The sequence below is a fragment of the Snodgrassella alvi genome (assembly GCF_002777855.1).
In the GTDB taxonomy this organism is placed as follows: Bacteria; Pseudomonadota; Gammaproteobacteria; order Burkholderiales; family Neisseriaceae; genus Snodgrassella; species Snodgrassella alvi_E.
Genome location: NZ_MEIK01000015.1, coordinates 255,239 through 281,312, shown reverse-complemented (window position 1 = coordinate 281,312; position 26,074 = coordinate 255,239). Strand labels below are relative to the sequence as shown.

Annotated in this window: 23 protein-coding genes; 6 read left to right on the top strand and 17 right to left on the bottom strand. The window is 44.4% G+C overall.

Annotation, left to right across the window (positions count from 1 at the left end):
- The first annotated feature begins 114 nt into the window (after nt 1-114).
- Both clpX and BHC43_RS02040 read left to right on the top strand, forming a co-directional pair.
- Nucleotides 115-1,389, top strand: coding sequence for an ATP-dependent Clp protease ATP-binding subunit ClpX (clpX, locus tag BHC43_RS02045; protein ID WP_100156355.1), 1,275 nt, complete (start codon nt 115-117; stop codon nt 1,387-1,389).
- A 175-nt stretch (nt 1,390-1,564) separates the two neighbouring features.
- The gene (locus BHC43_RS02040) at nt 1,565-2,368 is read left to right on the top strand and encodes an XRE family transcriptional regulator (RefSeq protein WP_180297405.1); all 804 of its coding nucleotides are present in this window, start codon (nt 1,565-1,567) and stop codon (nt 2,366-2,368) included.
- A gap of 250 nt (nt 2,369-2,618) precedes the next feature.
- Here the strand turns inward: BHC43_RS02040 and BHC43_RS02035 are convergent, their stop codons facing one another.
- Nucleotides 2,619-3,296, bottom strand: a complete 678-nt coding sequence (locus tag BHC43_RS02035) for a S24 family peptidase (protein WP_100152319.1) — start codon at nt 3,294-3,296, stop codon at nt 2,619-2,621.
- A gap of 183 nt (nt 3,297-3,479) precedes the next feature.
- Here BHC43_RS02035 and BHC43_RS02030 point away from each other — a divergent pair, with 183 nt between their 5' ends.
- The gene (locus BHC43_RS02030) at nt 3,480-3,755 is read left to right on the top strand and encodes a hypothetical protein (protein ID WP_100139850.1); all 276 of its coding nucleotides are present in this window, start codon (nt 3,480-3,482) and stop codon (nt 3,753-3,755) included.
- 197 nt (nt 3,756-3,952) lie between these two features.
- Here BHC43_RS02030 and mpl read toward each other — a convergent pair whose 3' ends face one another.
- The 3 genes from mpl to pnp form a co-directional block, all read right to left on the bottom strand.
- Complete coding sequence (gene mpl, locus BHC43_RS02025; RefSeq protein WP_100156353.1) at nt 3,953-5,347, bottom strand: UDP-N-acetylmuramate:L-alanyl-gamma-D-glutamyl-meso-diaminopimelate ligase; 1,395 nt, start codon at nt 5,345-5,347, stop codon at nt 3,953-3,955.
- A 229-nt stretch (nt 5,348-5,576) separates the two neighbouring features.
- Nucleotides 5,577-5,993 carry a hypothetical protein gene (locus tag BHC43_RS02020; protein WP_100156352.1) on the bottom strand — a complete coding sequence of 139 codons (417 nt, stop codon included), beginning with the start codon at nt 5,991-5,993 and terminating at the stop codon, nt 5,577-5,579.
- A 658-nt stretch (nt 5,994-6,651) separates the two neighbouring features.
- Entirely contained in the window at nt 6,652-8,775 is a 2,124-nt protein-coding gene (gene pnp, locus BHC43_RS02015) for a polyribonucleotide nucleotidyltransferase (RefSeq protein ID WP_100156351.1), read from the bottom strand.
- A 417-nt stretch (nt 8,776-9,192) separates the two neighbouring features.
- Between pnp and BHC43_RS02010 the strand changes: the two genes are divergently transcribed.
- Nucleotides 9,193-9,768 carry an acyl-CoA thioesterase gene (locus BHC43_RS02010; RefSeq protein ID WP_180295869.1) on the top strand — a complete coding sequence of 192 codons (576 nt, stop codon included), beginning with the start codon at nt 9,193-9,195 and terminating at the stop codon, nt 9,766-9,768.
- Nucleotides 9,769-9,996: 228 nt separating this feature from the next.
- Here the strand turns inward: BHC43_RS02010 and rpsO are convergent, their stop codons facing one another.
- Together rpsO and truB are read right to left on the bottom strand one after the other, a co-directional pair.
- Nucleotides 9,997-10,263 carry a 30S ribosomal protein S15 gene (rpsO, locus tag BHC43_RS02005; RefSeq protein WP_100156350.1) on the bottom strand — a complete coding sequence of 89 codons (267 nt, stop codon included), beginning with the start codon at nt 10,261-10,263 and terminating at the stop codon, nt 9,997-9,999.
- An 88-nt stretch (nt 10,264-10,351) separates the two neighbouring features.
- Nucleotides 10,352-11,275 carry a tRNA pseudouridine(55) synthase TruB gene (gene truB, locus BHC43_RS02000; protein WP_180297404.1) on the bottom strand — a complete coding sequence of 308 codons (924 nt, stop codon included), beginning with the start codon at nt 11,273-11,275 and terminating at the stop codon, nt 10,352-10,354.
- 593 nt (nt 11,276-11,868) lie between these two features.
- Between truB and adhP the strand changes: the two genes are divergently transcribed.
- Nucleotides 11,869-12,882, top strand: coding sequence for an alcohol dehydrogenase AdhP (gene adhP, locus BHC43_RS01995; protein WP_100139844.1), 1,014 nt, complete (start codon nt 11,869-11,871; stop codon nt 12,880-12,882).
- Nucleotides 12,883-12,947: 65 nt separating this feature from the next.
- On the opposite strand, the gene nagZ is transcribed toward adhP, so the two are convergent.
- The 11 genes from nagZ to BHC43_RS01940 all read right to left on the bottom strand — a co-directional run bounded on the left by nagZ (nt 12,948) and on the right by BHC43_RS01940 (nt 25,133).
- Nucleotides 12,948-14,045, bottom strand: a complete 1,098-nt coding sequence (gene nagZ / locus BHC43_RS01990) for a beta-N-acetylhexosaminidase (RefSeq protein ID WP_257377960.1) — start codon at nt 14,043-14,045, stop codon at nt 12,948-12,950.
- 175 nt (nt 14,046-14,220) lie between these two features.
- Complete coding sequence (locus BHC43_RS01985; protein WP_100156349.1) at nt 14,221-15,696, bottom strand: DegQ family serine endoprotease; 1,476 nt, start codon at nt 15,694-15,696, stop codon at nt 14,221-14,223.
- Nucleotides 15,697-15,776: 80 nt separating this feature from the next.
- Nucleotides 15,777-16,418 (bottom strand): endonuclease III, encoded by a 642-nt coding sequence (gene nth, locus BHC43_RS01980; RefSeq protein WP_100156348.1) that lies wholly within the window; start codon nt 16,416-16,418, stop codon nt 15,777-15,779.
- Nucleotides 16,415-17,083 (bottom strand): thermonuclease family protein, encoded by a 669-nt coding sequence (locus BHC43_RS01975; protein WP_100156347.1) that lies wholly within the window; start codon nt 17,081-17,083, stop codon nt 16,415-16,417. Before BHC43_RS01975 ends, nth begins: the two co-directional genes overlap by 4 nt.
- Nucleotides 17,084-17,245: 162 nt before the next feature.
- A complete protein-coding gene (gene rpiA / locus BHC43_RS01970; protein WP_100152312.1) occupies nt 17,246-17,914 on the bottom strand; it encodes a ribose-5-phosphate isomerase RpiA in 669 nt (222 codons plus the stop codon).
- 81 nt (nt 17,915-17,995) lie between these two features.
- The gene (ispF, locus tag BHC43_RS01965; RefSeq protein WP_100152311.1) at nt 17,996-18,478 is read right to left on the bottom strand and encodes a 2-C-methyl-D-erythritol 2,4-cyclodiphosphate synthase; all 483 of its coding nucleotides are present in this window, start codon (nt 18,476-18,478) and stop codon (nt 17,996-17,998) included.
- Entirely contained in the window at nt 18,475-19,182 is a 708-nt protein-coding gene (gene ispD / locus BHC43_RS01960) for a 2-C-methyl-D-erythritol 4-phosphate cytidylyltransferase (RefSeq protein WP_100156346.1), read from the bottom strand. Before ispD ends, ispF begins: the two co-directional genes overlap by 4 nt.
- Nucleotides 19,179-19,916 carry a DNA polymerase III subunit epsilon gene (gene dnaQ / locus BHC43_RS01955; protein WP_180297403.1) on the bottom strand — a complete coding sequence of 246 codons (738 nt, stop codon included), beginning with the start codon at nt 19,914-19,916 and terminating at the stop codon, nt 19,179-19,181. Before dnaQ ends, ispD begins: the two co-directional genes overlap by 4 nt.
- 591 nt (nt 19,917-20,507) lie before the next feature.
- Nucleotides 20,508-21,899 (bottom strand): TolC family protein, encoded by a 1,392-nt coding sequence (locus BHC43_RS01950; protein ID WP_306807690.1) that lies wholly within the window; start codon nt 21,897-21,899, stop codon nt 20,508-20,510.
- 96 nt (nt 21,900-21,995) lie between these two features.
- A complete protein-coding gene (locus tag BHC43_RS01945) occupies nt 21,996-23,933 on the bottom strand; it encodes a MacB family efflux pump subunit (RefSeq protein WP_100139836.1) in 1,938 nt (645 codons plus the stop codon).
- Nucleotides 23,934-23,936: 3 nt separating this feature from the next.
- Nucleotides 23,937-25,133: an efflux RND transporter periplasmic adaptor subunit gene (locus tag BHC43_RS01940; RefSeq protein WP_373885627.1), complete on the bottom strand. Its 1,197-nt coding sequence runs from the start codon at nt 25,131-25,133 to the stop codon at nt 23,937-23,939.
- Between the two features lie 365 nt (nt 25,134-25,498).
- Between BHC43_RS01940 and coaD the strand changes: the two genes are divergently transcribed.
- The gene (gene coaD, locus BHC43_RS01935; RefSeq protein WP_100139835.1) at nt 25,499-26,014 is read left to right on the top strand and encodes a pantetheine-phosphate adenylyltransferase; all 516 of its coding nucleotides are present in this window, start codon (nt 25,499-25,501) and stop codon (nt 26,012-26,014) included.
- Nucleotides 26,015-26,074: the final 60 nt, after the last annotated feature.

Sequence of the window (26,074 nt, the reverse complement as noted above, 5' to 3'; positions counted from 1 at the left end):
ATATCAAGCTAATAACATTATATACTCGTTTTTTGGCCGGATCTGGGCAATTTGCGTTTTAGACATCTAGATCGGCTTTCGCTATAAGCTCTTTTTTCTGATGAAAACCTGTTTATGAGTAAAGAAATTCGTTATTGTTCGTTTTGCGGGAAACCTGAAAACGAAGTTAAAAATCTGATTGAAGGTGACAACGCATTAATCTGTAATGAATGCGTAGATACATGCAACGACATGCTACATAATGCAGGTGCTTCTTCTGCAGAAAAATTTAAACCGGCAGATACAGATGCCGATACCAGTTCAGACAAACTGCCAACACCAGCGGAAATTGTGGCGAATCTGGATCAATATGTAATTGGACAGGAAACGGCCAAAAAATCACTGGCCGTGGCTGTATACAATCATTATAAACGCCTGCGTATTGGCAAAGAAGAAGGACAGGTAGAGCTGTCCAAATCCAATATTCTACTGATTGGACCAACCGGATCCGGTAAAACGCTGCTAGCACAAACGTTGGCTCGTAAGCTTGACGTGCCGTTTGTGATGGCTGATGCCACCACTCTTACTGAGGCCGGCTATGTGGGTGAGGATGTAGAACAGATTATTACTAAATTGCTAAGCAAATGCGATTTTGATGTACAGAAAGCGCAAAGAGGCATTGTATATATTGATGAAATCGATAAGATTTCGCGCAAGAGTGATAATCCTTCTATTACTCGGGATGTGTCCGGAGAAGGCGTACAACAGGCGTTGCTGAAATTGGTGGAAGGTACGGTAGCTTCAGTGCCGCCGCAGGGTGGCCGCAAGCATCCTAATCAGGAATTCATTAATGTTGATACCACGAATATTCTGTTTATTTGTGGTGGTGCATTTGCCGGTCTGGAAAAGGTAATTCGTCAGCGCACAGAAAAAGGTGGTATTGGTTTTGGTGCAGCGGTACACAGTAAAGATGAAAACACTAATGTTAGTGAGCTATTTCAGACTGTGGAGCCAGAAGATCTGATTAAATTCGGTTTGATTCCTGAGCTGATCGGCCGTTTACCGGTGATTGCTACGTTGGCAGAACTGGATGAAGATGCTTTGATTAATATTCTGACCGAACCGAAAAATGCTTTAATCAAGCAGTTTCAGGCATTATTTGCTATGGAAGGTGTGGAATTACAAATACAGCCTTCTGCTCTGCAAGCAATTGCCAAACTGGCTATGGCGCGTAAAACTGGTGCACGTGGCTTGCGCTCCATTGTGGAAAAAGCATTGCTGAATACAATGTATGCTCTGCCGGATTTAACCGATGTGAAAAAGGTAGTGGTAAATCAAGATGTGATTGATAAAGGTGCAGAGCCTGAATGGTTACTCGCGGATGGTAGTGTTTATAAAAGTCCAAAATAATCTGATTTATCCAAATATAAAAAACCGTCTGAATTCTGCCATTCAGACGGTTTTTTTATGGATTCAGATAGCACATTGGTAGTGGGCTAAATTAGTCTGGCTTATACGCAGAGATTCAATACCTATATGCAAGCGAAAAAGTTAATTTTTAATAAAAAAGGGAATGTTTGCATTTATGTTATTGACTTTAAAAATGTTTTATTATGTTTACGGTAGATTTAAACTTTTATTTTGCGAAAAAGATAAAATGAAAAACTTTTACGATGATAATATGATATTTGCGCAACGCATTTATGAAATAGTAGAACTTCTTGGCAACCCTAATATTGTTGCAAAAAAAGCAGGTGTAACAGCATCATCAGTATTTAGATGGCTGCGAGGTGAATCCGACCCATCCAGAACAAATTTAATTAGGTTAGCAGATGCTGCTAATGTCAATATTGCCTGGCTTGCTACCGGAGAGGGTCAAAAATTCAAGGATAAAGAACAACTTGATACCAAAGATACAACAGATAGACACCTAGCAGTTAACGAAGCAGGAAAACTGGTAAATATAAAAGATTTTGTTTTTATTCCTGAATATGATATGAAAATTGGTGAAAACTACGGTTATATGACCAATGATGATGACCCCGTTTTAACTCTTGCTTTTCGCCGAGAATGGGTAACAGACTATTTGCACGCAAATCCACTAGCCTTATCAGTAATGACGGTTAGGGGGGATTCAATGGCAGATATTTTGCTTGATGGTGACAAATTGTTAATTAATCATGCTAAAAATAAACCTGCTACAGGTCTATATGTTTTAAAAATTGGTGATGAATTAATAGTAAAGCGTACTCAATTACTTCCAGATAACAAATTATCGGTAAAATCACAAAATCAGGCTTATGATCCTTTTATAATCGATTTAAAGAGTGACTTAGAAAATAAAATTGAAATTATTGGACGAATTGAGTGGTTTTGTCGTCAAATTTAAAACAGTACTGTATTTGATTTAAAAAGCTATAAATACTGTTTTAAAAGTGCTAAAGAATGTGCAATTTTTGCATATTTTGGTCTAAAAGAAAATCTTATATTTTTTGTTATTGAACGGCTAAAATGCCCGTATTTCGGATATTTTAGCCTTTTTTTGAGTATCTTCCTTAGTCTAAAAGAAAGCACTAACCCACATACCTTAGCGAGGTTGAATTATAAAAACATTAATTTAATATCTGCTCTGCACAATTTTATAGATAGCGGCCAAACCATAAAACTTTGCCAATAATCTGCACATCGTCACTTTCGCTATCCAGCCTTATTTCGAAACTTGGATAGGCTTCGTTGGCAGAAATCACATTTACAACATTTCCCGGCATCAGCTGAAGACGTTTTACCAATAAATTTTCGTTGATACGCAATACATACAAGCCATCACGGCGGATATGATTCATTTGCTGCACCAATATGGTATCGCCATCATTTAATACGCCTTCCATGGAGTCGCCTTTAACCGATATAACTGATAAGCCGCTCACTTCGGGGCTAATCATTGCGTTTATCCAGTCCTTGCGAAACGCCATGGTAAACATCGGTTTTTCGTTATCCACTAGACTCCCGTGTCCGGCAGCAGCTTCAATGGCATAACGCGGCACATAGACAAAGTCATCAGCATTCACTGGATTACCTAGTGTATCGTGTGCCGCCTGTGTAGGCTGCTCGGGAAAGGGCTCTCCTTCTCCGGTGAGCAGCCAGTCGATACTGCATCCCTTCAATTCTTTGATGCGTTTCAGGGTTTCTGCTTTAGGTAGACCGCCTTCATGCCAGATTCGGCTGAATCCGGCCATGGTCATGTCTATGTCTGTGGCAATTTTGGATTGGCGCTCGCCTGGCCAGAGTGAAGCCAGACGATCCTTAAATGTTTGCATGCACAAACTCCAGCAATTATTAGAAATAACGTTATGAAATTTGTTTTTATTATACAACAATTTTAAAAAAATAAATACTAATTTAATTTTCAAGAAATTTTTAGGTTGTTTATTTATTTTTTTCTAAGTAATATAGCAAAAAATAAATAAATTATTAGATTTATCTAATTTATGGAGTCAATCATGAATGTGTTGAAGACTGTCGGGTTGGTGGCTGTATTGTTATTACTGGGCAATTTTCGCCCTACTCCGGCCGGTGCCATGGCTGCACCAGCTTCATTTACACAAGTGCTGAACTGTCAGTATCTGGCACAACTGACCTATACCGAGATGAATACAGTTCAGACAGAAGCAGCCAAAAGCTGCGATCAGCGCGAAGCTGCCCGTGACTGGCTAAGTACATATGGCAAGATGAACCATACTGAGTTAGCTAAAGCCATGGTAGATGAAGCATCCTGAATGATAAACTTTTAATCGGCAGCAATTGAGTGACTGCTGTACGCTAACAATTGTGAATTGGTATAAGCTGTTTGAATATTCTGCTTAAATAAAAAATAATTAAAGCCGGCTACCCACATGGGAGCAACCGGCTTGACATACTGAGAATAGCTATATCTTTTTGGTTTTGGTTTGTTTTACCAATGATGATTTATCAGCTATTTATTTGATAGTTTTGTTAGTAGCTGTTGATGGATACCACCAAAGCTGCCGTTGCTCATCACCAGAATATGATCGCCCTGCTTAGCTTCTTCTACAATGGCAGCGATTAGTGACGGCATATCCTGAAATACTTCCACTTTGTTTTGCAACGGACTTAATGCTGTTGCTACATCCCAATCCACACCACCGGCATAGCAGTATACTTTATCGGCCTCGGCCAAACTGGTGGGCAATGCTGCTTTCATGGTACCCAGTTTCATAGTATTAGAACGCGGCTCCAATACAGCCAAAATACGGGCATCAGTGACTTTCTGGCGTAAGCCAGCAATGGTGGTCGCAATAGCGGTGGGATGATGAGCAAAATCATCATATACGGTAATATTGTTGACGACGCCCTTGATTTCCATGCGTCGTTTGACATTCTGAAAACGTGACAGTGCGGCGCATGATTGCTCTACGGTCACACCTACATGCCGAGCGGCAGCAATGACAGCCAGCGCATTCATGCGGTTATGTTGTCCAAGCAGCTGCCATTCGATATGGCCGACTTTCTGCTGCTGAAAAAGCACATCGAAACCACCTGTTTTAGAAACTTCGCCTACCTGCCAGTCTTTACCAGAGCCAAAGCCTTCTACTTGAGACCAGCAGCCTTGTTGTAATACTTCGGATAATGCTTGGGATTCGTCGTTGACTACAATTAGTCCTTCGCTGGGGATGGTACGTACTAGATGGTGAAACTGGGTCTGGATGGCAGACAAATCAGGAAATATGTCGGCGTGATCATATTCCAGATTATTGAGAATGGCGGTACGCGGGTGATAATGAACGAATTTACTGCGTTTATCAAAAAATGCGGTATCGTATTCGTCGGCCTCGATTACAAAAAACGGGCTTGTTTCGGCGCGGCTATCAGCCTGTGTAGCCGGCGGAATTTGTGGCAGTCTTGCAGACACAGCAAAATTCTGTGGTACGCCACCTATCAGAAAACCAGGCGCAAGACCGGCTTCTTCCAGTACCCAGGCCAACATGCTGGCAGTGGTGGTTTTACCATGGGTGCCGGCTACGGCTAATACCCAGTGCTGTTGCAATATGTTTTCAGCCAGCCATTGCGGCCCTGAGGTATAAGGCAGATTACGATTGAGAATGGCTTCGACCACCGGCATGCCGCGACGGGCAACATTGCCGATGACGTAGATATCTGCCGGATAATTATCCAGCTGTGCTGCTTCAAACCCTTCTACCACATCTATACCTAAATCAGCCAGCTGGGTACTCATAGGCGGATACATTTTGGCATCACAACCGGTAACGCGGTAGCCAGCCTGTTTGGCAATGGCAGCAAGGCCTCCCATAAATGTGCCGCCAATTCCGATAATGTGGATATGCTGCATTTTTTATCTCTGCGCGCTGAAAACCAGCATTATAGACCGTTGTTAATATCTGTGACGCGTCTGTTTTGTGTTTTTGCAGCGGATAGGCATAAAAAAGATTTTTGGCGCACTGAGATGTTTTTTATGTGTGCTAAGTAAGTATGTACTGATGGCTTTGTATCCGCACTTTCATTCACAACATGAAATTATTAATAGTGAGCTGCATATCTGCTAACGGAATGCTATCAGCTCAGGAGGCGCTGATGATGTAACGTTGCAGTATATTTTTCAAATTATTTTTTTGCCATTTGGCGGCTAATATAAAGTTTGGAATTTTAAAAGTGTATTTTTGCTGCTCATAAATAAACGTTAATTCACCTCTGAAAAAGCCTGTTTTGAAGCTTAGATTGGTAATTTTGGTCATCGGAATAACGGTTATAGATTCAGATAAATTGGCGTTAGCCGTTAGACCAATGAGAATGATTTTTTCTGCATTAAAATAAATCAGAATATGCCGAATAAATAAAGTTGCCAATCCAGATAGTAAAGCATATTGCCAAGCTTTGGCATTAATCATGCCATAGATGATTGAAGACTGATCTAAAGGTGGTAATTGGTGCTGTATAAAATAAGTCTTAATGTTTTCTAGTTTTAAACCATTTCCCATGATGTTTCCTTGTTAAATTGATATTCTTTTGTAATATTATATTCCTATATGCTTTTTATTTAAACTAAAGAGGATGAATGTTGTGCTTTTATTTTTTGGCAGCAGTGGATATTTTTAGCCTAAACAATCATGTCTGCCATCAACTTATTGGAACTGATTAATCTAGCTATGCTTGCATTGCTATAGTCTAAGAAGATGTTAGCAGGAAAATAAATTTCTGAATTAGCGCATTGGAAAGTCTGATTAGAAATATCCACACGATAGAAATAGCTACTCTGATTATCTTTATTTTTTAAAAATAGGTTTATCAAAAGCTGTCATGGCGGGAATAAATACACATTATTCCTGTAAATATTGGGATGTTACTGCACATAAACTGTGGATAACTAATTTAGGCAGTTGTTATAATGAAATTTTATTTCGCTGCTTAAAATTTAAGCAATTCCCTACCATGTGTTTTGATTCCAGCTTGTTTGGCTCTCAATCTGTCAAGGATGAGTGCTCTGCAGTAATGAAAAACGCTATCTAGCAGATTTATTCTGGCCTATAGTTGTCAACAGGTTTGTATATGAAGTGGATGAATCTGGCTAATCCACAAGCTTTCCACATATAAAAACTGCCTTGCGATGCAAGGCAGTTTGAATGGTGAAAACTGAATTTAGTGTTCTTCAGGTTTGGCTTCCTGTGGTGCTTTTTCCAGCAGCGCTTTGATGGACAACCGCACACGGCCGCGGTCGTCGATTTCTAAAGCTTTTACTTTTACCTGCTGACCAATTTGTAGGTAGTCACTAACATTTTTTACACGCTCGTGGGAAATCTGGCTGATGTGTACCAGACCATCTTTGCCTGGCATAACAGATACAATTGCGCCCACATTGTTATCCAAAATCTTGATTACTGTGCCATCGTACACTTTGCCCACTTCCACTTCAGCCGTAATTTCTTCAATACGACGTTTAGCGGCTTCACCTGCTTCGCTGGTAGTAGCTGCAATGGTAATGGTGCCATCTTCTGCAATATTGATTTCGGTACCGGTCTCGGCAGTAAGGTTACGGATGGTTTCGCCGCCTTTACCAATCACATCGCGGATTTTGTCTTGATGGATTTTCATCGTGAATAATCGCGGTGCATGGGCAGATAATTCCTGCGGACCTTCTACAGCTTCCTGCATCTGGCTCAGAATTTTTAGACGTGCTTCTTTGGCCTGTGCCAGTGCAATCTGCATGATTTCTTTGGTAATACCTTGGATTTTGATATCCATCTGCAATGCAGTAACGCCGCTGGTGGTACCGGCCACTTTGAAATCCATATCGCCGAGGTGGTCTTCGTCGCCAAGAATGTCGGTCAAAACGGCAAATTTGTTACCATCCAATATTAACCCCATGGCAATGCCGGCCACATGACTTTTCAGTGGGACACCGGCATTGAGCAAGCTCAGGCAACCAGCGCAAACGCTGGCCATGGAAGATGAACCGTTAGATTCTGTGATTTCAGATACCACGCGCATGGTGTAGCTGAAGTCTTCCACATCTGGCAGCACAGCAAGTAAAGCACGTTTAGCCAGACGGCCATGGCCGATTTCACGGCGTTTTGGTGCACCCATACGCCCTACTTCACCGGTAGAGTATGGTGGGAAGTTGTAATGAAGCATGAAGCGGTCAGTATATTCGCCACTCAGTGCATCAATAATCTGTTCGTCACGCTGGGTACCGAGAGTGGCTGTTGCCAGAGACTGAGTTTCGCCGCGGGTAAATAAAGCTGAACCGTGGGTACGGGGTAAAACACCGGTCTGAATGTTGATCGGGCGCACGGTACGGGTATCACGACCGTCAATACGCGGCTGGCCTTCAAGAATCTGCCCACGTACAACTTCTTTTTCTAAATCTTTGAAAATTCCCCGAATCTGGTTGGCTAGAAGTGTATCGGTTTCTTCGGTAATTAATGCGCTTTCTACTGCGGCCCAAGCTTCGTCGAGCTTGGCAGTGCGTGCCTGCTTCTGTTTGATTTTAAAAGCAGCATCAATGGTGGCTCCGGCAAGTTCGCGTACACGAGCAATCAGTGTATCGTCGGTGGCCGGTGGCTGCCAGTCCCATATTTCTGGATTAACTTCGTCGGCAAATTCGTTAATGGCGCGGATAGCCGCCTGCATTTGGTCGTGACCGTAAACTACGGCACCAAGCATGGTTTCTTCAGACAGTACATCGGCTTCAGATTCCACCATCAATACAGCTTTTTCGGTACCCGCCACGACTAGATCTAGCTGAGATTGTGCCAACTGTGCTTTAGTAGGATTGAGTACGTATTCTCCATTTACGTAACCAACGCGGGCTGCACCAATCGGGCCTGCAAATGGTACGCCAGTCAGCAGTAGAGCTGCGGATGCACCTAGCATGGCTGGTATATCAGAGTCGATTTCAGGGTCAATGGATACCACCATAGCCACAATCTGAATATCGTTGAAAAAACCTTCAGGAAATAATGGACGTATTGGACGATCTATCAGGCGGCTGGTAAGAATTTCTTTTTCGCTTTGTTTACCTTCCCGTTTAAAAAAGCCACCGGGAATTTTACCGGCTGCATAAGTGCGTTCTAAATAATCCACGGTGAGCGGAAAAAAATCTTGTCCGGGTTTTACTTCTTTTGCAGCGGTAACGGCTACCAGTACCACGGTATCGCCCATGGAAATTTTGACCGCACCGGCTGCTTGACGGGCAATTTCACCAGTTTCAAGTGTGACGGTCTGATTTCCATACTGAAAGGTTTTTATGTGTTTATTGAACATGCTGAACTTTCTGTTTCAGTTTCTGCAAAAGTCGCACCTGCTAAAAAACCTAACAATGTATACGCTTTGTACATACACATGGGTAGGGTTTCTGGCCGGGCGAGGTTTGCAAATGATGGTTGATTGGGATTAATGGGGTTGTGGTAACCCTCAATACGCTTTGTATTATGGGTAAATTCTAACATATATTTTTTAGCTTATCTCTAACCTGATGTCTACTAGTTAGTAGAACCGGTTTTTGCAGGTATTTTTGGTCTTTTTTGGCGGAAAAGAGCGGATATTTATGCTGATCGTACTTTTTACCAATCTGTGCGCATATTAATTGGATTGGGTTATATGTTAGAATTAATGTGATTGATGTTAATTTTATTGGTTCAACCGGATTGGCTGTACCTGTTTTAATGGGGAATGATAATTATGTCTGAACTTTTGTATAAAAAACCGACTGACAGTGATGTATTGCTTTCGGTGGTCATGCATCCGGAAGATACCAATGCTAATAATACGATTTTCGGCGGCCGTATTCTGGCGCTGATGGATCAGGCGGCCTATGCCTGTGCCTGTAAGCATGCGCGCTGCGTAACAGTAACGGCAGCGATTAATACAGTCAATTTTCGTACGCCGATTTATGTGGGAGATCTGGTATCCATTAAGGCCCGGGTAAATTATGTGGGAAAATCATCGATGATGATTGGTATCCGTGTGGAAGCGGAAAATCTGATTAACGGAGATATTCGCCACAGTAATTCTAGTTATTTCACTATGGTGGCGATTGATTCTGCTACCGGCAAGCCGCAAACTGTACCCGGGCTGATTTTGGAAACACCAAATGAGGTACGCCGTTTTGTGCGTTCGTATACGCGTAAAATAGAACAGCAGGAAAGTTTGAAAGAGTTTCAGGCCAAAGCTTTTCATTTAAGTAAAGACCATCTGGACTGGTGCCAAACGCAGAATGCGCGTTTAAATCCTGATTTATATAATGAAATAGGCTGATTTTTACTGGCCTGTGCTTTTTCGTTTCAGCCGAGGCTAAGCACAGGCCTTGTCTGTTTCAACGATAAGACAGGATGTGCCGTATATGTGGTTTTCTGCCTACTGCCTGCATTGATGGCAAAATAAATATAGGGTGGACTTTGGTTGGGGATAATTTTTTACAAGTTACTATAGAATTTAAAAAAGCCGTCTTGTAATCAAGACGGCTTTTTTAGCAGCATAGCATGCTTATTTACGCAGACCCAGACGGCCAATCAGCTCACGGTAGGTATCCGGTTTGGTACGACGGATATACGACAGCAGACGACGACGGGAACTTACCATTTTCAATAGACCACGACGGCTGTGATGATCTTTAGGATTAGCTTTGAAGTGGCCGGTAAGGTCGTTAATACGGAAGGTCAGCAATGCGATTTGTACTTCAGAAGAACCAGTATCGCCTTCGGTACGCTGATAATCTTTTACGATTTGTGCTTTTTGTTCAACAGATAACATGTAATTCACTCTATTAAAAAAGCCTTTCGGCAGACAAGTTGGCCAAGCTAACAATGATGTCTGACAACGGCCAACTCCAGATAGGTATTTAGCTCTCTACATTGGTGCTCATCAGACGCAGTACTTTGAGACGGCTGCTGGCAGCCTGATACTGAACCAACCCGATGAAGCGTCCACTGGTGGCATAAATACGCAAGGGGCACATTGTGCCATAATTTTGTTCGGAATGCACGGCTATCCCGTGCTGCAATTGCAAAATTTCTTTATCGGTAAGTGTGGCTACCGGTAAATGTTGTACCAGCACATCGCTGGGAAGCAGCCAATTATCACGTGCTGATTCATCCAGACTGCTGATAGCGGCAAGGGTATGGGTCTGGTCGATGCTAAACCCAGCGGTAGCGGTACGACGTAGTGCTGTCAGATGAGCCACTGTCCCCATATCCTGGGCTATATCTTCGGCTAGTGTACGGATGTAGGTACCTTTGCTGCAGCGCACGTTGATAATCAGTGTAGGATAAGCAAACTCTACAATATCAATCTGATAAATGGTTACCTGCCGGCTTTTGCGTTCGATGGTGATGCCGGCGCGTGCGTATTCATATAATGGTTTACCTTGATGTTTGATGGCCGAATACATGGGCGGTGTCTGGGTTATTTCACCACTTAAAGCAGCGATGGCAGACTGCACCTGTGCCAGTGTGATGTGGGTATCGGCTGTAGCCACAACTTCGCCTTCGGCATCTCCGGTACTGGTGGCGACGCCAAGCTGTAATGTCGCTGTATAAGCTTTGTCTGCATCAAGCAGATACTGGGCAAATTTAGTGGCCTCTCCAAAACATACCGGCAGTAGACCGGTGGCCAGCGGGTCGAGTACACCAGTGTGTCCGGCTTTGGCGGCACCATATAAAAAGCGCGCCCGCTGTAAAGCGCTGTTACTACTCATGCCTCTGTCTTTGTCCAGCAGCAGTACACCACTGAGAGCGCGTTTGCGTCGGCTGATATGTGTATTCATGATGATTCGGGGGGAATTTGGTTTACTTTATTCAGGCGCCTGCATCATAACACGGTTTCTGCGACTGTCTGGTATGGGTATCTGTTGCCAACAGGGATAAGCAGCGCTTACGCTTGAAAGGGCTAAGTTTGCAAATTGATGTGTTGTCTTAATTCGTGGTTTGTTGCTGTTAGGCTGGTTTTAAGATGTTTCGGCTGATGCTGTAGCAGGATAAGAATTAGTATTAATCAATTATTTGAAATCTGCTATGAATTCTTAAACATATATTGTATCTGGCATTAATTTATTCTTACGCAAAGGCTTTGTTTAGAGTTACAATTATTTAAGTTTTACTGCTGGTATTGCAAGGGAGCATCTGTCAGAATCTCTGCCAGAGAATTTATACGTTAGTCCTGATTCAGGCGGCAATTAGTCGGTGTGAAAGGGAAATTCATACTGTTAATTAATTTGATTGTCATTTTCATTCAGGATGATGCTGACGCTGGTATTGATTCTATTTGGTGATTGATTTTTTAGGTTCTACCGGTCTAACTTCTGACAACAGAAACTAACAGGCCAAACACTTCTTCTTTACTGAATGAAAAGGGTTCATTATGAAAGCAGCCGTAGTAACAAAAGACAAAAAAGTGGCCATTCAGGACAAAGCTGTCCGTCCGCTGAAAGCCAATGAAGCATTGCTGAAAATGGAATGTTGCGGGGTTTGTCACACTGATTTGCATGTAAAAAATGCGGATTTTGGTGATGTGACCGGTGTGACGTTAGGACATGAAGGCATTGGTGTGGTTACTGCTGTCGGTGAAGATGTCACTTCGCTGAAAGTAGGCGATCGTGCCAGTGTGGCCTGGTTTTTTGAGGGCTGTGGACATTGCGAATACTGCAATAGTGGCCGTGAAACATTCTGTCGTGAAGTTAAGAACGCCGGCTATACTGTAGACGGTGGTATGGCAGAAGAATGTATCGTGGTAGCCGACTATGCAGTTAAGGTACCGGATGGTCTGAGTTCTGAAGCGGCAAGCAGTATTACCTGTGCCGGTGTGACCACTTACAAGGCTATTAAAGTATCTCATATTCAACCCGGCCAGTGGATTGCGATTTATGGTTTGGGCGGTCTGGGCAATCTGGCTTTGCAATATGCTAAGAATGTATTTAATGCCAAAGTGATTGCTATTGATGTGAATGAAAAACAACTTGAATTGGCACGCGAAATGGGTGCGGATATGACCCTGAATCCGGCTAAGGAAAAAGTTGAAGATATCATTCAGGAAAAAGTAGGCGGTGCATATGCTGCGGTGGTGACTGCTGTGGCTAAATCTGCGTTTAATTCAGCCGTGGCTGCTGTACGCGCTGGCGGACGCATTGTGGCAGTAGCTCTGCCTGTAGACACAATGGACTTGAATATTCCGCGTCTTGTTCTTGATGGTATTGAGGTAGTGGGCTCACTGGTGGGTACTCGTGAAGACTTGCGTGAAGCATTCCAGTTTGGTGCTGAAGGCAAAGTAGTACCAAAAGTAACCATGCGTCCGCTGGAAGACATTAATGATATTTTTGATGAAATGGCTGCAGGTAAGTTTACCGGCCGAATGGTAATTGATTTCAAAAATGCCTGATTGAGACAAAGTGATAAAAAAGCCATAGTTTGACTATGGCTTTTTTTGTTGTCGAATGAGCAAAATTAACAGGCTTCGCCAACTTGCACGCCGTTTAGGATATCTTGCGCGGAAGCGAGACTAGCAACCAGCTGTTGTGCTGCCTGAAATTCTGGCGTCTGCATGATGGCTTTGTAATCTGCCACCTTCCCTTTACCGGCAATCATTTGCCAGCGCTGTGCCAGCCGGCTATTTTCTGTCCACTGAAAATCGTTTAACAAAGTATCTACCCAATCTGGTTTGTTGCAGACCAGTGCGATATCACAGCCGGCAGCAAAAGCATGAGCTGCACGCTGGCGAATATCTCCTGCAATGCTGGCACCCTCCATGGTTAAATCATCTGAAAAAATCACACCATTAAAGTGCATTTTGTCTCTTAGCACACCTTGCAGCCAGAGTGTGGAAAAACCAGCCGGTTCGGTAGGGTCAACTTTGGGATAAACCACGTGTGCCGGCATCAGTGCTGGCATGCCATGATGAATCAAATCGTTAAACGGCTGAATATCATCAGCCCATAATTCATCCCAGTTACGGTTGTCCTGAGGAAGAGTCAAATGGCTATCTCCGCTGGCGGCACCGTGTCCAGGAAAATGTTTGCCGCAAGTAGCCATGCCGCCACGGGCTAAGCCACGCTGTAAAGCAAGTGCCAGAAAACTGACAACAGCTGGCTGCTGATGAAAGCTGCGGTTACCAATCACTGCACATTCGCCCCAGTCTAGATCCAATACCGGTGTAAATGATAAATCGATACCACAAGCGCGTAATTCTGTGGCCAGTACCCATCCTACTGTTTCAGCCATTTTATCAGCCATGGCCGCGCCATGCTGTTCCCAGCACTGCCCCAGTGTCCGCATCGCCGGCAAACGAGTAAATTCCGGAATAAAACGCTGTACCCGCCCCCCTTCGTGGTCAACTGCAACGATGAGCTCGGGTGTGCGCAGGGCTTTAATTTCAGCTACAAGTGCGGTGAGCTGTGCACGAGACTGATAATTACGTCGGAATAGAATCACGCCACCAATGGCGGGATGGCTTAAACGTCTGCGTTCTACTTCGCTCAGATGAAAAGCTTCCACATCGGCCATAATCGGGCCGCGTGCTGTTACCGGAGGTTTTGCTGACAACATAGAATGATTCCAGAACCTTTAATAATTGAATTAGTGGCTTTGACAAAATTTAAAATGATGGGGCAACATAATGAATCCGGTCTGAACACAAAAGTCAGTAGATAGATTATTTTACGCCTGTATACACACTGAATGGACAAGACGGTTTACCCCGCCAAATATTTTTAGTTTACTTTTAGGGCAATATCAAAGCGATATACAAAGTATTATTGGCTCGCCGGATGAGTAAAGGGACACTTTTTCCGCTTTCCTGTACTGCCTGCTCGAAATCCTTTTCATTGTGTACCAATTTTGGACCAACAGCGATAATGACATCCCCGCGACGTAAATCAACCTGTGCGGCTAATTTGCTAACATCTACAATCACCAGCCCTTTACTGCTTGCACGCAGCTCCAGACCAAGGTGTTGTTCTAAAAAATTATCACCGTCAGTAGGCATAATGTCGCTGGCTGCACTAGCTGGGGCACTGATGGCTGGAGACATATTATCCAGTGTTACCTTAATATCCTGTTTTCGGCCTTTACGCCATATCCCGAGAATAATTTGTTTTCCAGGCGGCAGCAGTCCGACTCTGACCGGTAAATCACTGGAGGTTTCCAGTTCTTCTCCATTAACACTTTCAACAATGTCACCGGGTTGCAAACCTGATCTGGCTGCTGGTCCGCCAGCTACTACCTGTGTAATCAGCGCGCCATTAGCCTTGTTAAGCCCAAAAGATTTGGCCAGATTATAGTTCACTTCCTGAATGACCACACCCAGACGTCCGCGCTGTACTTTACCGGTGGTTTTTAGCTGTTCAGCCACATTCATGGCCACATCTATCGGAATGGCAAAAGAGATACCCATAAAGCCGCCGCTGCGACTGTATATCTGGGAATTGATGCCAACTACCTGACCTTTTAGGTTAAATAGGGGACCACCTGAATTGCCCGGATTAATGGCTACATCTGTTTGAATAAATGGGGTGTAGTTCTCTTCCGGCAGGCTACGCCCTTTGGCAGAAACGATACCGGCAGTGACACTGTTGTCAAAACCGAATGGTGCACCAATAGCTGCTACCCACTCGCCAACTTTCAATTCTTTCGGATTGCCAGGCTGCACGACTGGCAAATTATCCGCGTTGATTTTCAATAGCGCCACGTCAGACTGAGGATCGGCACCAATTAATTTTGCCTGAAATTCCCGTTTGTCGTTTAGCAGGACTTTGATGTTGTTCATGCCATTGACAACATGTGTATTGGTGAGAATATAGCCATCCTTGCTTATGAAAAAGCCGGAGCCGAAATTGTATTCATCATCATTTGTCTGCGGCGTCTGAGGCACATTAGGTAACAGATGTTTGAAATATTCGTAAAACGGGTCGTTATCGGGCAGCGTATCGGAGCTGCTTTCAATGTCACCGTCAAGGCTGCGGTTATCTCGGGTGGCCTGTATGTTTACCACGGCGGGACCCTGCTGGTCTACCAGCCGAGTAAAATCAGGCAACAGCATGGCTACCTGATTGCTGTTACCATCAGTGCCGGCAGGTATTTCTTTTACAAAACCCTGATTGGCTGTTTTGCCAAACCAGTGTTCCAGCCGGTCACACCCAGCTGCCGCCAACAACGCTGACAAAATTGCCGTCAACATATATTTGCGATTTATCCGCATCAACTTCCCTATCTTGTTTGTTTTCTTATACAAGCGGTGATCAATAATATTGTAACGAAAAGAGGCGTAAAGTTACTTAATCAGACAGTTAAAGTTGCCTTCGCCGGATATTCGCATAAATCATTTATCAAACAGCGTTCGCAGTCAGGTTTACGTGCTTTACATATGTAACGGCCATGTAAAATAAGCCAGTGGTGGGCATTCAAACGATACTGTTTCGGCACCACTTTCATTAATTTATCTTCTACTTCGCGTACGGTTTTGCCTGAAGCCAAACCGGTCCGGTTACACACACGGAAAATATGCGTGTCTACAGCAATGGTCGGCTGGCCAAATGCGGTATTCAGCACCACATTGGCTGTTTTACGACCTACACCAGGTAAAGCTTCCAGCTGTTCTCGTGTCTGCGGTACTTCGCCGCCATATTGCTCAACCAGAATTGCGCAGGTTTCCATCACATGTTTGGCTTTGGTTTTATATAAGCCTATGGTGCGAATGCAGTCCATTAGTTTACTTTGCCCCAGCGCCAGCATACTCTGAGCGGTGGGTGCCAGCTTAAAAAGCTGCACGGTACATTTGTTAACAGATACATCGGTGGCCTGTGCAGACAGCATGACGGCGATTAATAATTCAAATGGGGTATGATATTGCAGCTCTGTGGTCGGATGCGGACAGGCGGCCTGCAAACGACTGAATATTTCTTCGCGTTTATGTGCATTCATGAAGTTGTTCTATTAGCGGTTTTCTGTTGCTGGCGAAACTGCCAAGGTGCAATAGCACGTGCATTGTGCCACAGACCGAGCCGTTTTTGGCGTGCCTGAAGCTGGGCTTGCTGATAGCGGCTAAAACTCAGCCGATCCTGCTGTTTTTTTGCAATAGAATCGTAATGCCATGCATAGCCTTGCTGTACCATCCATAAATTTATGTCTTCATTGCCCAGAATTATCTGCCCTACTTCGCGCTGATATTGGTCGATAGCCACAACATTCACAGCGACTGATTTACCTTCAATACGCGTTTTTAAAGCATCTCTACTGGCAATGCCATAGGCCTGTTTGATTTCAGGCGCATCAATACTGGCCAGTCGAATTTTGTGCATATAGCCGTTATTATCTTTAACATGGATGGTGTCCCCATCATGTACGCTGTCAACCTGTCCTGTGTAACGTCCTTTGCTCGCCGGTGCATACTTTCTGCCTTTGGCAACGTGCGGCCGACCATTGAAAATATCTTGTACGGAACGCAGAATACTATCTGCTTTCTGTATCTGGTTTTGCAATGGCGCAATTATACTGTCTGGCAACCAAACTTTAGCCAGCGTCAGTACCATCACCAGCCAGATTAAAATTCTACGCCATTTGCTTAGTGCTTTTTGTCTGTTCTGCATTTACCTCTAAAATTACCCCTCAAAAAACCCAACTGTAAGTATCTCAGACTGACAGACATAAAAATCGCCATTAAAACAATGGCAGCCAGCTGCTGGTATTGATAATAGCTGGCTGCACAGAAACAAGTGCAAATATGTTTGTTCACCTCTGCCGCAGCTGATTCAGACTCTGGCTGTTAACACTTGAACGCCACTCTGGCAACCCAGCAGCAGCAAATCAGCAGGATGGTGGGTAAACAAACCGTTTTCAACCACACCTGGTATGCCGTTAATAGCATCTTCCAGTTTTATTGGTTCGCTGATATTCAAATTGGCAACATCAAGAATCTGGTTGCCGTTATCAGTTGTAAAGCCTAGACGCAATTCCGGTTCACCGCCGAATTTCAGTAGCCGGCGTGCCACCAGTGAACGGGCATTTGGCATCACTTCCACTGGTACAGGCACATGGCCAAGGCGACTAGTATATTTACTCTCGTCGGCAATACAGATAAATTTTTCTGCTGCACTGGCGACAATCTTCTCATTCAACAAAGCGCCACCGCCGCCTTTAATCATTTGTAATAAATGATTGATTTCATCGGCTCCATCAATGTATAACGGTAGGCCGTTCACTTCATTTAATGTGACTTCAGGAATGCCAAAGCTCTTCAGAGCCGCACTAGTCTGGGCAGATGTGGACACCGCACCTTTGATTCTTTTTCTGCTTTGCGCCAATGCCTCAATAAAAAAACGTACAGTTGATCCGGTGCCGATGCCCAAATATTCGTTTTCCTGCACATATTCAACCGCTTTTTCTGCGGCCTGACGCTTGAGTTCATCTTGTGCTGCCATACTACTGCTCCTTGTTTATCCTAAATAGATGACAAATTAGTTTGTCTGTATCAAAAAATTATAGCTCAAGCCTGCATCAGATTAAACCGCTGTAAGCAGAACAACTGCCTGCGCCTCAATTGCTTCTTGCCGCCCTAAATAACCAAGTTTTTCATTGGTTTTGCCTTTGATATTAACGGCATCAACCGGCAAATTCAGTGCAGCGGCTATATTTTGCCGCATTTGGTCAATGTAAGGGCGCAGTTTAGGCTGCTGGGCAATCACAGTACTGTCTACATTGATCACCTTCCAGCCGGCCGCCTGCACTTGTGCATAAGCCCCGCGTAACAACTCGCGGCTGTCTGCATCTTTATTCACAGCAGCAGTATCTGGATAAAGTTTGCCAATATCACCCAACGCAGCAGCACCTAACAAAGCATCGGTAATCGCATGTAGCAGAGCATCGGCATCTGAATGTCCAAGCAATCCTTTATCAAAAGGGATGCAAACTCCGCCTAATATCAGCGGCCGGCCGGCTACCAACTGATGCACGTCGTAGCCCTGCCCAATTCTGATAGATTTCATTCAATGTTATCCTGCTGTAAAAAATAAGTAGCCAGTAAAGCATCTTGTGCACTGGTTAATTTTAGGTTCCGGATATCTCCTGCCACCAGAAGCGGTGCAAGCCCCATGGCCTCTACAGCGGAAGATTCATCAGTTATTACGTCTAAATCTGCCTGATTTAGTGCTGCAGCCAGCATACCTGCACGAAACATCTGTGGCGTCTGAGCCTGCCATAAACCTGCTCTGTTGACCGTCCTGCTGACCTGCTGTGCCGGGTCTGCCTGCTTCAATGTATCAGCCACCGGCAGTGCTAATAATCCGCCCACCGGATGATGCTGTACTGCCTTTATTAGGCGTTCAACTGATTCTGTACTAACACAGCAGCGGGCGGCATCATGTACCAGCAGCCAGTCTGTATCCAGAACGGCATAGTGCTGCTGGGCCAGTCTGATGCCATTGCGCACTGTTTGCGCTCGCGTGTCTCCACCACAGCGCAGAATAGCGATATTGGGAGGTAAAGCAGCGGATGGATATATGGTATCGATGTACTCATCTTGTGCCGACACGACAATGAACACTAAATCAATTGCTGATATTCCGGCTAATCGTGTGACAGTATGTTCGAGCACCGTTCGCCCTACTAGACGGACATATTGCTTTGGGCACTCTGCACCAAAGCGTGCGCCGACACCTGCAGCCGGAATCAGCGCAATACGCCGGCTCATGCAGATTTATCCTCTTGTTGCTGCTGCCACTGCCGCCACGCACATGGGGCACCGACAATTTTATCCAGCGTTTGTAAATATGCTTCGTGTTCCGCCATATCTTCTGCATTGGGTTTGACGACAGGAAGAGCTGTATGTTGTATCTGATATTGGCCACCACCCGCAATACTAGTATCGGTGTTACCTGCCATCAGCTCATCCACCAAGCTAAACTGGCTGCGGGTCATGGCCAAATAAACTTCACCAAGAAGCTCGCAGTCTATCAGCGCACCGTGCAGTACGCGCTTGCTGCGATCCACTTCCAGACGGGTACAAAGAGCATCGAGTGAATTTTTCTGTCCCGGGTATCTTTCGCGCGCCATTTGCAGAGTATCGGTGATTTTTTCAGTAATGGTTCTGGTAGCTGGCATATTAAGTTTTTTAAATTCCATATCCAGAAAGCTTTCGTCAAAGCCCGCATTATGGATAATGAGTTCTGCTCCGCTGATATAATCAGCTATTTGCTGGGCAACTTCGGCAAAGACTGGAGCTTTCATATCATGCAGTTTTTCCAATGTGATGCCATGAACTGCCACTGCTTCTTCGGGTATATCACGCTCAGGATTAATATAAAGATGCAGATTATTGCCGGTAAGCCGCCGGTCTATCATTTCTACTCCGGCAAATTCAATCAATCTATCGCCATTACTGGCAGACAGGCCGGTAGTTTCAGTATCGAGAATAATTTGACGCATGCTAATGCTTTAAGCGGCAGAATACCGCAGATTTAAAATAACAATAATACTAAAAAATCCCATTACACGCACAATGCAATTGGCAGCCAAGGTATGTTTTCTATTGAGTACAGCGATTGATTTTAATTTCTGAGCGATTCCTAGACAGAAAGGTCTCTAACCTGTTGCCAAGACCTTAAAATCAGATTTCAACCAGCTTTTTGCCCTTTTAGACAATAGACCACAAAGAAATGACTATTTTTATTTTAAATAAAAACAAATATTTAATAAAATATACTAATTATTTTTAGAAATAAAAATAATTATCATTTGCAATTGTAAAACAATTTGTTTATGATGCCCCTATGTTCACGCAACAAAACAAATTTTTCCAAATAAAGTACTGATTTATTTGAATATCCAAACAGATTTACATATAAATTGCTGCTTGCGCAACGATTTATATTGGAAGTTAACTATTGGTAGTGGTTTGTGTTCCTTTTTGCGCCCCTTTTTTAGGGGCGATTTTTTTGCCAGTATCAGGCTCTTCTGAACAAATTAGCCCAGATTAGCTAATGTAAAATCTGCCGCAACAGCGTCAGATTTTTCACATTATCGTGGCTGATAACGCCCGGCCATGGCTTGATAAATCAGATTTTCATTTTGTAAAACGCTGTAGCGGCTGTTCAGGACATTCTGTGCAGAAGAATATTGCGTATTCAGCGCATCCAACCAGTCACTGAGCGGATTGGTACCATACTGATAGCGTGCATGGTAGTACCGGCTGTTTTTTATATCATACTGATATTTTTGCTCGGAATTGGCTAAGGTATGACGACTAAGGGTGTATTGCTGATAATAACGTTCCACCTCATTTAGCGCCGTTGTCAGTGACTGCTCAAATGTCAGTCTAGCGCTGTCAAAATCAGCTTTGGCTTGCTTATTTTGCCAATATAAGGTCTGCCAGTCGAGAAATGGCAGGTTGACGTTAACACTGGCCGTACCAACAGGAAAACGCAAGGCAGAGTTTGCCGAATCTGAACGAGAATTTACTGCCGTACTGAGGCTGATGCTTGGATACCAGCTACGGCGAGTGCCTTGCTGGGTAGCATAGGCAGACTGTAGGCGATATTCCGCCGCGCGTAGATCTGGACGATTGGCGAGAACGGATAAAGGTACATCCAGATTCACTTCACTGAATTTAATCTGATTCAAAGGTGTTGGCTGGATATCCGTTGTTTCATTTGGTCGTTGATTAAGTAAATTGTGCAGCGTCTGCACTACGTCGGCACGATTTTGTTGCAGAGAAGTCAGGCTGTTTTTTGCATTCAGTAGAGATTGTTTGGCATTAGTAGCATTAATACTGCTCACTTTACCCACCGCATACTGTGCCTGCGAGATGCGAGCAATCTGACGGTATTGCTCGATGCTGTCCTTAGTCAGGCTGATGGCGCCATCGATATAGGCCAAATGAAAATAATTATCCACTACACTGTTTATTAGTGCTAAACGGCTGGCGGCCATATCCTGCTCGCTGGCCTGATAGCGCCAGATAGCGGCATTGGTATTAGCACGGATTTTTTGCCACACATCCAGCTCATAGCTCAGTCCCAGCTGGCCGCTAAAGCTACGGCTGGATGCTCCGCCCTCTTTCAGGTCTTTACTGCTATTGGCACCAAGGGAACCATTGGCTTTAGGAAATAAATTCGTGCCCGTCAGCCCTGCAGTGTAGCGCGCTTTTTCAGCGGTTATAGCAGCCTGCCGTAAATCAATATTATTTGCCAGTGCTGTAGTAACCAGCTGATTCAATGTAGCATCTTGATAAATTTCCCACCAGTTGCCGTTTACCTGATACTGTGCGGCAATTTCAGCACTGCTGAGCATACCGGCCCGATGTAGGCTCTGCTTCGGATAAGGTGTCTGAGTAGCGCAGGCATTCAGCAACACACTTAAACCCACAATCAGAGCTGCGGTGCTTTTTTTCACAGAAATATTTTTCATCATGATTAATTTTATCTTCTTGGCAGCAGCCATCAATGCATTTATTAAATTGCTGCTGCCTACATCTTTCCGCTGCAGAATACTGGACTGGTAATAGATTTAATCTCGCGACAGGGCATCTATCGGATTTAGCTGTGAAGCACGTTTTGCCGGCATAAACCCGAATAACACACCGATGACGCTGGAACACAAAACCGCCATCACAATCGAAATGGTTGAGAATGACATGGCAAAATCGGTGGCCAGCATGTTAAACAACATACTGATGGCAAAAGAAAACAACACACCTACCAGCCCACCAATCAGACAAATCAGTACAGCCTCTATCAGAAACTGCTCCAGAATATTGTGCTGACGTGCGCCGATGGCCATACGGATACCAATTTCCTTCACCCGTTCTGTTACCGATACCAGCATGATATTCATCACGCCGATACCGCCCACCACCAGTGAAATCAAAGCAATACTGGATATCAGCATTGTCATGGTACCGGTAGTACTTTCAATAGTCTGCTTGATGGTGTCGCTATTACGGGTAAAAAAATCTTCAGTACCGTGGCGGGTTTTAAGTAATTCAATAATGCCCTTTTCCGCAGTCTGGGAATTTACATTGTCTTTGATTTTTACGGTAACAGATGTAATGTATTTAGAACCAGAAATACGGTTCATCAAGGTAGTATACGGTGTATAAAGCTGTAAACTGTCGGTATCAGCAAATCCATTATTATTAGGTGCAGCTACGCCAATGATGCGCAAAGGGCGCTTATTAAACAAAATTACCTGACCCAACGGATTACTGCCATCTGCGAAAAGTTTATTTTTGGTGTTGTCATCAATCACCACTACCTGACTGTTTTGGCTAACATCATCTTCGTTAAACAGGCGGCCAAAAGCAAGTTTGATACCGCGTACATCAAAGTACTGATCTCCCACCCCATAGAGCTGGGCGGAAAGAGACTGATTTTCATAGGTGAGTGTGCCACTGGTGTTGGCACCAGGGGTAACACTGTCAACATAGTCCTGCTGTTTCAATGCTTCGGCATCGCCTACGGTCAACGTTTTAATCCGCGAAGAACGGCGATCGCCATAGCCATAACCTGGATAAACAGACACCGTATTGGTGCCCATGGCATTAATGTTTTCAAGAATTTTTTCTTGCGAACCACGTCCCAGTGCCACAACCGATACTACTGACGCAATACCGATAATGATACCGAGCATTGTAAGAAATGAGCGCATCTTATGCGCCATAATCGCCTGAATCGACATGCGAAACGATTCAAATAGTTGGTCACGGTAAAAAAGCCACGAGTTGCGCTCTTCGATACTTTCGATGCGGCTTGGGGGAATATTCGGATTTTTGCTGTGGTCGGCAATAATGCGTCCATCGCGGATTTCTATTACGCGGTTGGCATTGGCTGCTATGCTTGGATCGTGGGTCACCATCACAATGGTATGGCCAGCGTCGTGGAGTTTATGCAGGATTTCCATGACATTCTGTCCGCTGCCGGTATCGAGTGCACCGGTGGGCTCATCCGCCAGAATAATTTCCCCGCCGTTCATCAAAGCGCGTGCGATACTGACGCGCTGCTGCTGGCCACCAGATAGCTCACTAGGACGGTTGGCTTCTTTACCTGACAGGCCGAGCTGCGCCAGTAATTCATCTGCCCGTTGCAGCCGTTCATCGTGTTCCATGCCCGCATATACGGCCGGTAGAGCCACATTTTCACGCGCAGTTAAGGTGCCTAGCAAGTTATAACGCTGAAAAATAAAGCCAAAACTGCGGCGGCGCAGTGCAGCCTGCTCGTCTGCACTCATAGTGGCCGTTTCCACACTGTCAATTTTGTAGGAACCGCTGGAAGGCACATCCAGACAGCCGATGATGTTCATCAGTGTGGATTTACCAGAACCAGACTGGCCGATAATGGCAACAAAATCACCTTTTTCGATACTCAGGTTAATATCCTTAAGTACCTGCACGCGGTTTTCACCTTGACCAAACCAGCGGTTGATACCTTTGATTTCCAATAGACTCATGGCTTACATTCTCGGGCCGCGCTTTTTCGGTTCGATGCTGACACCATCTTTAGCTTCAGCTTTGCTCAAAGAGGATAATACGACCTTTTCACCTTCTTTCAGCCCCGATTTCACTTCGGTTCGCATACCATCAGTGATGCCGGTATAAATCTGTCTTTCTTGTACTTGCTGGTTATCATCGAGTACCTGAACAATTTTTTTGCCGCGACGATGCTTAATGGCCTGATTGGAAACGGTGAGTACATTTCTCACGGCTTTTACAAAAATATTGTTCTGTGTAGTCATGCCAATATGCAGAGCACCATCATCATTCGGTACCAGTGCTCGGGCATAGTAATAGATGGCAGTATCGGTGGTATCGGTACTGGTGTTGTAGCTACCTTGTGACATAGTAGTCAGACCAGGGTCTACGGCATCCAATTTAGCCTGACGCATTTTGCTGTTATCGGCCAGCGTGGTGAATGTCAGATTCATTCCTGCCTTCACCTTGCTCATGTCACCTTCGGCAATCTGCATTTTATTCAGCATTTTGCTTAAGTCAGCTAACTGGACGATAGTTGGTGTGTTCTGGCTAGAGTTGACGGTCTGTCCTTCTTCCACCGGAATGGAAACCACGGTGCCGGCCATCGGCGCGGTAATGCGGGTATAGCCCAAATCTGCTTCTGAGGTATTGATAGCAATCTGAGTTTGGCGAATCTGAGATTTCAACTCTGCCACATTGGCTCGGGCAGCAGCCAGATTATCCTGTGCATTATCAAAATCCGCTTTGGAGGTTGCATCTTGTCCGATTAAGGCTTGCTCACGGGCAAATGCACGCTGCTTCATTTTTAATGCGATTTCCGCCGATACCAGCTGGGCACGATAAGTATCCAGCTTGGCTTTATTGGTATTCAGAGTATTCATCTGGGTGGTGGAATCAATATCGGCAATCAGGTCGCCTTTTTTCACCTGCTGTCCCAGTTTGACATACAACTTTTTAATCTGTCCTGAAGCTTGTGCACCCACATCCACCAGTTGAGCCGCGGCAATTTCACCGGTCGCATTCACTGTCTGGGTAATATCACTGCGGCGTACTTCATCAGTCACAAAATTCATCTGATTTTTGGGTTTGAAAAATAGGTTCCACAGGATTGCCGCTAGCAGCAACAAAACCAATAGCCATACTACCCTTTTCACCCATTTTTTTTTCATTTGCTTCATTATCCGTATCACACTTAAGTGTTTTTGCCCTTTTTAATATACCAGCGGCAAAAGATTAAGATTGTAAAGGATGAAAACCATTCTCATCAATATATCTGATGATTAAATATATAAGTCTGCTCCCAAACCTGAACCTGCATGCACTCATTAACCATTATTTACGCTTTTCAGCGTGGCGGTGCTGCAGTTACCTTGGCAAGGTGCAGGCTTTGACAAGACACACTTAACTGATTATGCTGCGCAGCTTTGCTTTTTCCGGCATTGAAAAAAAACACCATCAGTTTACAATTAATTCATGAATATCCAGCAATCTGTCGCATTTAATTCAATGAAATAACCCAGAAAGCTGCTTGGAACACACACTAATGACTAATTCGAATGTCCGCCGTGCTGTATATGCCGGCAGTTTTGATCCGCCGACAAATGGCCATTTATGGATGATTCGCGAAGCCCAGCCGTTGTTTGATGAGCTAGTGGTTGCGATTGGCGTGAATCCTGAAAAAGCAACTACTTACACCATAGAAGAGCGTAAGGATATGTTGCGTGCCATTACCGCCAATTTTCCTAATGTGAAAATTTCCAGTTTTCAGAATCAGTATTTGGTTAATTATGCCCGTAGTATCGGCGCCGATTTTATCGTACGGGGTATCCGTACTGCTTCAGATTATGAATATGAACGTTCGATGCGCCATATCAATCATGATTTACAGCCGGATATTTCTACAGTTTTTCTGATGCCACCGCGAGAGTATGCCGAAGTCTCGTCAACCATGGTAAAAGGTATGGTTGGTCCGCAGAACTGGCAGGCGATGATACGTCGCTATGTACCAGATGCGGTGTATGAAAAAATTATGCAGGATCATTTGTATCAGGAACACTAAACAGTACAGCACATTTAGATTCCGGCAGTGCAACCAGTAAACCAGCCAAGGTTTACTGGT